Source organism: Actinomadura sp. 7K534 (genome assembly GCF_004348575.1).
Taxonomy (GTDB): Bacteria; Actinomycetota; Actinomycetes; order Streptosporangiales; family Streptosporangiaceae; genus Spirillospora; species Spirillospora livida.
Window position 1 is genome coordinate 1 of the sequence record NZ_SMKB01000262.1, and the last position, 9,458, is coordinate 9,458.

Below are 9,458 nucleotides of genomic sequence, written 5' to 3' on the forward strand. Positions count from 1 at the left end.
GTGCGGGGTGAGGTGTTGGTTCTCGGTGCATTGGTAGAAGGGGCCGCGGGGGCCGAGGAGGACGGGGATGTGGTGGTCGAGGTGGTCGCGGTACCACAGGGCCATGCCGGTGGCGCCTTGCATGCGCATGGCTTCCCAGGAGAACCACAGGGCGGTGAGGCGGGAGATGGCCTCGCCGTGTCGCCACCATTGGGCGCACCAGCGGAACTCGCCGCCGAGCGTGCGGCGGTACATCGGGACGAAGTGCCCGGTCACCCAGGCGGTGACGTCCGGGTACAGCGATTCGGGACGCTTGGCGCCGGTCGCGGACGTGTCGGGCTTGGGCATGAAGCCTCCAAAGCTGCGGATCGGTGCATTCGAAGGCCCCTTTCTCGTGGAAGCGGATTTACGGCGCGTGCTGGTTACGGCGTGGGCGGGTTGTCTGGGCGGTTGTAGTGGCGGCGGGCGGCCTCGGCGATGGCGCTGTCGGCCGCCTTGATTGCCTGGTTGATGGCAGCGGCGTGCGGGCCGGAGTACCAGGGGCGCAGCCGGACGAGCGCGGGTCTGGTACCGGTCGCGAGCAGAAGGGCGGTGCCGGTGGGCAGGGCGCGGATGTCGGCGGCTTCGAGGATTTCCTGGCGGCGCAGGGAGATCTGCTCGCTGGCGCGTCCGTCGCTGTAGGTGAGGGAGCGGACGGGGACGTCGTGCTGGCCGATGAGGGTGGCCAGGTCGCGGACCAGGCGGGGCGAGTCGATGCCGGCACCGATGAGTTTGCGGGTCGCGGCACCCCACAGCGCGGCCATGCCGGGCTCGCCCCAGACGGTGACGCCCTGTTCGTAGCTCTGCAGGATGGTGACGGGGATGATGCCGCGCGAGCCGAGGTGGGAGTACAGCTGGGGCAGGTCGGCGATGCGGCAGATGTTGGCGGCCTCGTCGAGGGCGACGATGAGGGGCGGGTCGAGGCGTCCGCCGGCTTGTTCGGCGCGGCGTTCGGCGGCGCGCATGGTGGTGTCGGTGAGCGCGGCGATCAGCGGCGCGGCGGCCGACAGCGACTTGGACAGCAGGTAGAGGGTGTCGAGTGAGGTGGCGAAGGCGTCGGGGTCGAAGACGGGCAGGTCGCGGCTCGGGGTGACCCAGGCGAGAATTTCCTGGTCGCGCAGCGCTTTGGCGGCGGTGCGGGCGGTCTGGTAGATCCCGTCACGGGTTTCCACGGCGCCGTTCTGGGTGCCTTTGAGGGAGGAGGCCATGAGGTGGAAACCGGCCTGCTGGAGCAGTTCGATGGGGGTGGGGACGGCGGGCTCGTCCAGCCACCCGGCCACATGGTGCAGCGAGCGGCCGGAGGTGGCGGCGGCCAGGAAAAGCGCGCAGAGCAGGTCTTGGGCGGCCGGTCCCCACAGGTCCTTTTTCTGGCCGTCGTCGACGGTGAGGACGAAGTGCCCGGCCAGACGGTGCGCGTCCTCAACGGTGCACAGCCCGGCCAGGGGGTTCCACCACCACGATTGCGGCTGGTAGGTGATGCGCTGCGGGTCGAACAACCAGGTCGTGCCGCCGGTGCGGTCGGCGCGGACGGCGGCGATCGCCGACCACAGGTCCGCCTTGTTGCTGGTGGCGATCACCGGCCCAGGGGCCGACAGGACATGCGGGATGGACTGGGTGGTCGTCTTGCCCGACCGCGGCGCCATGAACGCCACAACGGTGTCTTCGAAGGAGGCGAACAGCGTCGGGCCGCTCCGGTCACCCGGGAGCAGGACATCTCCCAGGACAAGGCCGACATCGCTGGGCTCCAGGTCGCCGGGGTCGGATTGGGCGAGTGAACGCCGTAGCGCGATTGCCTTCTCGGCGGTCGCCCCGGGCTGGAGGGTGGTGAGGCCGGGGTTGTCGGCGAGCGCGGCGACGGGGTCCCCGGGCTGTGCGCAACGTTCCGCGATCCGCAGCCAGACCGCGCAGCCCGCGTAGACCAGCGCGCTGATCAGCAGGACGAGGACGAGCAACACCAGCGGTGTCGGCGTTCCCGGCCACGCCACATCGGTTTCTCCCCGGATGAGGGCGACGGCGAAGTCAGACCCGAACGGCATGATCGACCCGCCGGTGGCCATAGTGCTCAGCTTCGCGGCGATCCACACCACCCACAGCCCGACGATGGGCGTCCAGCAGGCGGCGAGCACCAGCCACGCGGCGCCCGCGTTGGAGTGCCACAAGGACGCCTTCGGTCCCAACGCCCGGCTCATGCGCCGCCCCGTACAGCCTGGCCGGTAAGAGCTCCTCGACGTGCTTGATCTCTATGGGATGCGTGCTCGGGCCTTTCCAGAGGCCGAAGGGGCAAGATCAGTCGGTGTGAAGCGGGCCGCCCACCTGACGGGCCGACCACCCGGCGGGCCAGGATGTGCCCGTGACATTCCGCGCTCCCAGCACACCGCAGGACCTGGCCCTCATCCGCCGCTATGTGGTCTGGAATCCCGAGTCCTACGCCACCAGCCGCTACCGGAGCCTGCGAAACCCGATACAGCCCCGCAGGCCCGACATCGATGCCTTTGAGGCAGCCCTGGCAAGCGATGCTCGCGAGATCAGCGATGGTGACCTGAGCGCGCTGCTGGAGTTGGAATGGCGGTCCAGAATCACTGCCGGATGGCTCATCGCGCTGGACCGGCGGAGCCAGTTCAGGGACACCCTCGGCGAGCTGCTGCTCGCCAGTGAACTGGTCTACGCCGGGATCGGGTACTGCATCGCCCTGGCCCGTTTTGGTCAACCCGAAGACGCCGACATCCTGGCCGCCTATCTGGACCACTACCTGCCACGTGCCGACTGCCACTACAACCAGGACGCGGCCATCGGCGCACTGCTTCACCTTGATGAAGTACTCGGCACCAGCCGCGCTGACCGTTTTATCGAGCTCTGGCCGCAGTCGGTATTCGCCGGCCAGGACCCACGCGAATGCCGGCGCCACACCGCCGAGCTCTACGGTTTCGCCGACCGCATCATGAGCCGCCACAACCGACCCTGACGTCGCTTTGAAATGGCCAGTTCCGCCAACTTCGGGCGCAGGCGGCCGCCTCACAGGGCCACCACCCCGCAGTTCCCCCGATAGCGTCCAGGATCTCGACGGATGTTCTGGTCGGTGTCGTAGAGGTCGGTTTCGGGGCCGACGAGGGAGAGTTCGACGGGGATGCCGAGGCGTTCGCCGGTTTTGATGAGGTATTTGCCGCGTCCGGGGTGGCGGGCGCCGGGTTGCCAGGAGTCGGGCGCCGACCAGGAGGTGACGAGCTGCTGCTCGGGGCCGGTCAGCGGCACGATCTCGTGGACGCGGGCCAGCTCGCGGGGCGGGAGTCCGGCCAGGACGGTGATGGCGGAGCGGTCGGCGAAGCCTTTGGCTTTGGCGCGGTCTTCTTCGGTGGCCAGGGCGTCGAGGTCGGCGAGGGAGTGGGTGATCATGATGGAGGCCATGCCTTTGGCGCGGTTGAGGCGGGTGAGGGCGTCGGCGTGTTCGACCAGGCCGGGGGCGCCGCGCAGGGCGCGCCAGAGTTCGTCCATGACGCCGAGGTAGGAGCGGCGTGGCCCGGCGCCGAGGTCGGCCAGGGTGGTGGCGGCGTCGACCATGCCGAAGGCGTAGGCCCAGGTGCACAGCATCGCGGCGGTCAGCAGCTTGTCGCCGGCCGCGCGGACCCGGGAGATATCGACGCTGACCGCAGACGCGTCCAGATTCAGCGAGCGAGTCGTCGCCGAGTCGAAAACCCCGGCCAGCGACCCGGAGATGAGCAGATCGAGGGTGAAGACCAGGTCGCGGGTCTGAGCCCGGTAGGAGCCGGCGGTGTCGGTTCGGGTGGCCGAGCGCAACTCTTCCGGCCCCTGCTCCAGCACCCGCAGGACGTCCACGATGGTCGGTTCATGGTCGAGGCGGTGGTCGAGCAGGTCGATGGCGCGGCCCAGGACGACTTCCTCGGCATTGGTGATGCGCGCTTCGCGGACGAGTGTCGCCAGCGCCAGCAGCAGCGACAGCCGCCGGGACCGCACCTCCCAGCGGAGCGTTTCGGCGGCGGCCCCGGTGAGGCGGCGCCGGGCTTGGTCGAGGGGTCCGGTGTCGAGGGGGTTGATGCGGTCGACGCCGCGTCCGACCCGGATGACCTGGCCGCCCAGGTATTCGACCAGCTTCGTGTAGTCGGGTTTGGTGTCGCCGAGCACGATCGGGGTGGTGCCGGTGGCGACGGCGCCGGTGACCAGGCGTTTGACGAGGGTGGATTTGCCGGTGCCGGGTTGTCCGAGGACGAACATGCCGGGGTTGGTGACCAGCCCTTCACGCAGCCACGCCAGCGGGTCCAGGCAGACGACTTCGCCCCAGAGTTGGTGGCGTCCGACCGGGGTGCCGGCGGTGGGTGTGCCGGATCCGGCGGTGAAGGGGTACAGGCCGCAGAGCTGGCTAGTGGTGGCCTGGTACTCGGGTGCGCCTTCGACGTGCGCGGCGCGTCCGGTCCCGGGGCCGCGCCAGCCCCACGGCGGGGCGAGCGGTTCGGACATGGCGCGGGTTTCGGCGTTCGGCAAGCTCAGTTCCTCCAGCGCTTTTAGTGGTTGAGGCGGCGCGACAGTGCGGGTGGGCAGATGCCGCAGGGCAGGGTGGTGGCGAATCCGGCGCTCTGGCTACCCCACAGGCGGCGCAGACGGATCTTGGCCGAGTCGGCGGCGGTCTCCACGTGCGCGACGGCGCGGCGCAGCTGGTCGGGGTCGGTGGTAGTGACGGTGGCGTACAGCGAGACCAGGCACACCCCGGCGCCCATCGCCTCCTCGGCGGCGGCTTGGCGGGCGCGGGCGGCGTCCCAGCTGTCACGGGCGGTCTCATCACGGCCAGTACGGCGGCGGAACTGGGAACGAAAAGCTGCCGCGTTCACTTCCTGCTGCAGCACCCGGCTCGCCGCCGCGGCCGGAAGCGCCCGGTACTGCAGGGTGATGCGCTTGGGGAACGGGCCGGGTGCGACCAGGCGGGCCAGGACGTCGGAGCGGACGTTTTGGCGGGGTGGTTCGTGCCAGGCCCAGCTCACCGAGACGCCGCCGTCGTGCTCGTAGTGCCCGGTGTGCTCGGTCGCAGCGACCGGACCCGCATCACCCCAGTTCAGCACCTCGTCCGAGTTCGGCCCGGTCAGCAGCCGGTTCACCTCGCCGCGGGCGTGCGGGTCGAACGCGGTCCGCACCGCCCCAGCGATCTCCGCCGCGGTCGCCCGCCCGAGCACGGAGACCCCGCAGCCACCGAGCCGGGACGCCAACCCGTCGAGCGTGCGTCCAAGCTCTGCGACAGCCTCGTACAGGTCTTTGGGCCGGGACGCGGCTGCTTTGGGGTCGAAGGTGATCGAGACGCGGGTGTCGACATCGGCCGCCACGGCGGGGGCGGTGCGGACCAGCTCGCTCATGATGGTCCGCGCCGCCGCAGGCGCAGCGGGGACGACGGCGCGGCCTACGGCGTCGGCGAGGGTGGAGCCGGGCTCGGGCGCGGTCTCGACGGTGACGGTCACCCATCGGACGGCGGGCATGTGCCCGAGGGCAGCGAGCCAGCCGCCCCAGCCCGCCACCCAGGCATCGGCGTCGCCGCGGTCAGCCAGCCAGGTCGAGGCCGGAACGACCCGTAGCGTGGCGGTGAGCAGCCCGGTACGGCGGTCCCACACGATCCCGTACCGCCCGCCGTACCCGTCCTCCGCGCTCAGCAGCGTCAACGGCGCTAGCACCCCAGGGAGCTGAAACGCGCGTGGATGGTCGATCACGACTCCGGCCCGGTAGCGGTTGTGCCCGCGCAGGACACCCCAGCGCCACCGGCACCGGGCCAGCACCAGGCGCGCCACTGGGACACCGCCGATCCGGACGAGCCCCAGGCCGCCACCGATCAGTGCCGGTGGAAGCAGGTAGACCAGCAGGTGCGGTGCGGTGGCGGCGATCAGGACTAGTAGCAGCGCCGCGCCGAGGGCGATGAAGGTGGAGGTGGTGTCCAGGCCGAGCAGGCCGATGCCGTGTCGGCGGCGCCAGCCGCCGTAGGTGCGGATGTCACTTCCCACCGCCGGCACCTCCTTCACCGACCGCGCCGGTCGGACCGCCACCAGGGCCACCCGCGCCACCGCCGCTGGAGCCGGCGGTACTGCCGGTGGCGGCCCAGCGGACCATGTCCTCGCCGCGCTGCCGTTCCTTGTCCGCTGTCCGGATCAACGCGGGGCCGACCGGCTCACCGTTCCCGCCGTCAGGTGGCGCCCACCCGTGTCCGCCCGCCGGGTTCTGATCCGTCCCGGACGAGGTGGCGCCCGGCTGCTCACTTCCGGACGGAGCACCCGGAGCGGAGGCGTGGTCGCCTGTGTCGGAGGCAGGCGAGTGCCGGTCGGGCGATCCGGGTGGGGTGGGCGCCGGGTCTGCGGAGTCGCCGGCGGGTGAGGTGCCCTGGTCGCCGAGTTGCTGTTTGAGGTAGCTGGTGTGCTCGCTGGCCGAGCTGGACTGCCCGCCCTCCGAACCGCCGCCGGAACCGCCGCTGCCGTAGGCGCGCAGGGCGCCGAGGGCGGCGGCGCTGCTCATCAGCGCGCCGAGCATGCCGCCGCCGCTGCTGGACTCGGTTCCGCCGGTCGTCCAGGTGAAGAACTTCAGCAGCACCGGGAAGGCGACCAGGCTGATCAGCATCATCGTCATGCCCATCAGCAGCGCGTGCAGACTCTGCCCTTCACCGACCAGGGTGAACGCGGTCGCATACACCGCTGCGGCTGCGGGCTTGTAGAAGATCAGCGCGAGCATCCAGCCGGCCACCCGCGCGAACCAGGTCTTGGTCGCCGCGGTCATCATCCCGGCGGCAGCCAGCGGCAGCAGCCCTGCCAAGATGATCAGTGCCCCGGCGCGAAACAACAGCAGGATCGCCTGCAGAATCCCGATGACCAGCGCGAACATGCACAGCAGCAGCACCAGCGCGGCCGGTGTCCCCGACGGGAAGGTCACGACCTTGGTCATCCGCTGCGCGAAGTCCCCTTGCGAGGACGCGCTCAGCACCCAGCCGCACCACTCATCGCCCCACTGCAGCAGCAGGTTCGGCACCACCACGCCGATCGTGGTGACCGCCGCCAGCACCGCCAGCCCCCGGCCCAGGTCGATCAGCGGGTTCGCCTTGTGGGTCAGCGCCATCTTCGCGGCGACCACCAGCAGCCCCATAACCGCGACCGAGACCGTCAGCGGCTGGACCAGCAGTTGCAGATGCCCGATCGCCGACTCCTCCTGCAGGTTCGGCGACGGTGTTTCCACCCACCAGGACGCGGTCTTGGAGATCAGCCATCCGACCGCTGCCTGGAACGACTCGGCGGCCTCGTCCAGCATCCGCCCGCCGATCGCGCCCGGGATATCGGGCGGCGGTGGAACCAGCGTGTTCTCGCCATCGTCGTTGTCGACCGGTTGCAGGCAGGCCGGATCGGTGAGCGGCGAACACGGGTCAAGGGGAAGCATCAGGCACCTCCGCCCGGGAAGCGGACATAGCCGTCGGTCGACTCGACCGGGGCCGCCGACCCGGCCCACGTCCCGCCCGGCGGGCCGACGACCCGCCAATCACCGCCCTGCCACTGCACCTGGACCCGGGTCACCGCCCTCACGGTCACCTCGCTGTCACCCGGACCGGCCGACACCAGATCCACGCTCGCCGCCGCGGGGGAGTAGCCCTGCCACCGGAAACCCTCCAGGACGACGTACCCGCGCCCCAACGCATCCCCGTCCGGCCGGTCACCACGCAGCTCCTCGTACGCCTCGCGGGCCGCGACAAGCAAGGCTTCGGCGTCGGGCCCGATGACCTGTTCTTCGATGGTCGGCTCGAACACCTTCGGCCCCCACCGCACATTCGCCCGCACCACGATGTGGACCGCGGCCAGCAACGCCCCCCGCGGCGTCCGGGCAAACCCCTTCGCCAGATCGTCGCCCGCATCGCGCGGACCATCGTCGGCCGAATAGGGGAGGACGACCCCGTGGTAGTCCCGCCACGCCACGCCCGTAAATGACACCTGCGGGGCGCCCAAGAGGAGCCCCGCCTGCACTGTCGTGCGGATGGCGATCGGCGTTCTGTCGGTCTCGGTCCTGAACGCCACCGGCATGGCCAAGCCGATTAGCGTTCCTGCGGCGATCACTGTCGTCGCGATGACCCAGCCACGGCGCCACCACGGACCAGTCTCTTGGCGTCGGTTCATTCGAAGAACACCCCGACGATCGGCGCGGCTGTCGCCGCCAGGCTGAGCCCGCCCAGCACCCACGGGATGCCGGTCGCGCCATCGGCGGCGAACGTCGACCGGTTCTTGCGCCCGATGGCCATCTGACCCGCGCAGATGAACAGGCCCGCGACCCCGCAGATCAGCACGCCCCACTTGCCCCACGCCAGCAGCGTCTCCATCTTCTGATCCAGCCCCGGCGGCGGCTCCGGAGCCGGATCGGGCACATCCACGTCCGCGCGCGGCACCAGCCGCAACAAGCCGATGAACGATGCCAGCACGGTCACCGCCCCCGCTCGCCGGACACGCGCACCAGGCGGCGGAGTTCGTCGAGGGCGTGGCGCGCTCTGCCCGGCAGGTCGACGACCGTGGGGTCTTCCACCAGCCGCAGCGCCCGCACGTGCGGGATGCGCACTACCCCGCCGACCCGGGCTTGCAGCAGCGCGAACCGGGCCGTGGCGTCCCGTGTTTCGGGGCCGCCGTCGCTGACGATCGCCAGCGCCGACACCCGCTCGTCCCAGTCGCGCAGGGCGCCGATCGCTGCCGTTGCGTCCTTGGCCGCCACCGCGGTGTTGCGCACCGTCAGCACCACCGGGCGGCCCTTGGCGCGCAGCGGTGAGCGGCCCAGTTCCAGCAGCGGCTTGATCGAGCCCATGTCCCACGCTGCGGGCAGCAGCGCGGTCAGCGTGGACGTCCCCGCGCCGCCGTGCGCACCGGCCACGACCACGTCCAGCACTTCGTCCGGCACGTCCTGTGCCTGGTGGCCTGGGACTGGTCCGGTGTGTCGAAGACTCACCCGCATACCCCCGAATCAACGCTCTGGGTTGTCGAGCGATCACAGTACGTGGCAAGATTATGGAGCGCAAGTATCGCCAAACAGTTTCTGGAAACGCCATCACGCTCAAGAACGTGCTTCCGCGGCACCGACACGCCACACTGGAAGGGAACAACCGTGACCGCCGACCCAGGAGCCCCCGCGATGACCGAGACACCCGGCCGCGACCCCGACGTCCTCACCACCGCCGAACTCGCGACCAGACTCGGCCTGTCGCCCCAGACCGTCCGCCGGATGGCCAACGCCGGGCAGATCCCCGCCCTCAAAACCGGCAAAGACTTCCGCTACTCCTGGGAAGCGGTCCGACAGGTGCTGCGGCAGCCCCACCACCAACCCGGGGAAGCCGCCGATGACCCAACCAACCCCACCGACCAGCCCGAGCCCGGACAGCCCGAACCGAGGAAGGGCGCCGGGTACCGCGCCCAACGCCGAGCCCGCACCGGCGCCCACAACAC

10 protein-coding genes are annotated in these 9,458 nt (G+C 70.7%); 2 read left to right on the plus strand and 8 right to left on the minus strand.

Going from position 1 to position 9,458, the window contains the following annotated elements; all coding sequences use genetic code 11:
* Positions 1–327: DUF4913 domain-containing protein (locus E1266_RS31875; RefSeq protein WP_132053414.1), on the minus strand; the 327-nt coding region annotated here is incomplete at its 3' end.
* A gap of 74 nt (positions 328–401) precedes the next feature.
* Positions 402–2,207, minus strand: a complete 1,806-nt coding sequence (locus E1266_RS31880; RefSeq protein WP_132053416.1) for a TraM recognition domain-containing protein — start codon at positions 2,205–2,207, stop codon at positions 402–404.
* Between the two features lie 161 nt (positions 2,208–2,368).
* Between E1266_RS31880 and E1266_RS31885 the strand changes: the two genes are divergently transcribed.
* Positions 2,369–2,980: a DUF6000 family protein gene (locus E1266_RS31885; RefSeq protein WP_132053418.1), complete on the plus strand. Its 612-nt coding sequence runs from the start codon at positions 2,369–2,371 to the stop codon at positions 2,978–2,980.
* 50 nt (positions 2,981–3,030) lie between these two features.
* Here E1266_RS31885 and E1266_RS31890 read toward each other — a convergent pair whose 3' ends face one another.
* The 6 genes from E1266_RS31890 to E1266_RS31915 are packed head-to-tail and all read right to left on the minus strand — an operon-like array spanning position 3,031 to position 8,916.
* Complete coding sequence (locus E1266_RS31890; RefSeq protein WP_243719137.1) at positions 3,031–4,512, minus strand: DUF87 domain-containing protein; 1,482 nt, start codon at positions 4,510–4,512, stop codon at positions 3,031–3,033.
* 20 nt (positions 4,513–4,532) lie between these two features.
* The gene (locus E1266_RS31895) at positions 4,533–6,008 is read right to left on the minus strand and encodes an SCO6880 family protein (protein WP_243719139.1); all 1,476 of its coding nucleotides are present in this window, start codon (positions 6,006–6,008) and stop codon (positions 4,533–4,535) included.
* Positions 5,998–7,422, minus strand: a complete 1,425-nt coding sequence (locus tag E1266_RS38410) for a hypothetical protein (RefSeq protein ID WP_165966290.1) — start codon at positions 7,420–7,422, stop codon at positions 5,998–6,000. The genes E1266_RS31895 and E1266_RS38410 overlap by 11 nt, the downstream gene beginning before the upstream one ends.
* Entirely contained in the window at positions 7,422–8,090 is a 669-nt protein-coding gene (locus tag E1266_RS31905) for a hypothetical protein (RefSeq protein WP_132053420.1), read from the minus strand. The genes E1266_RS38410 and E1266_RS31905 overlap by 1 nt, the downstream gene beginning before the upstream one ends.
* Before the next feature lie 56 nt (positions 8,091–8,146).
* Complete coding sequence (locus tag E1266_RS31910; protein WP_207946035.1) at positions 8,147–8,455, minus strand: hypothetical protein; 309 nt, start codon at positions 8,453–8,455, stop codon at positions 8,147–8,149.
* Positions 8,452–8,916, minus strand: a complete 465-nt coding sequence (locus E1266_RS31915; RefSeq protein ID WP_132053423.1) for a hypothetical protein — start codon at positions 8,914–8,916, stop codon at positions 8,452–8,454. Before E1266_RS31915 ends, E1266_RS31910 begins: the two co-directional genes overlap by 4 nt.
* 231 nt (positions 8,917–9,147) lie before the next feature.
* Here E1266_RS31915 and E1266_RS31920 point away from each other — a divergent pair.
* Positions 9,148–9,458 (plus strand): helix-turn-helix domain-containing protein (locus E1266_RS31920; protein ID WP_132053425.1); only part of this gene is annotated, 311 nt, incomplete at its 3' end.

What these genes read in the sequence shown, in the direction of transcription:
- E1266_RS38410 (WP_165966290.1), bottom strand. Translation starts at nt 7,422, where the DNA reads ATGCTTCCCCTTGACCCGTGTTCGCCGCTCACCGATCCGGCCTGCCTG.
- E1266_RS31880 (WP_132053416.1), bottom strand. Translation starts at nt 2,207, where the DNA reads ATGAGCCGGGCGTTGGGACCGAAGGCGTCCTTGTGGCACTCCAACGCG.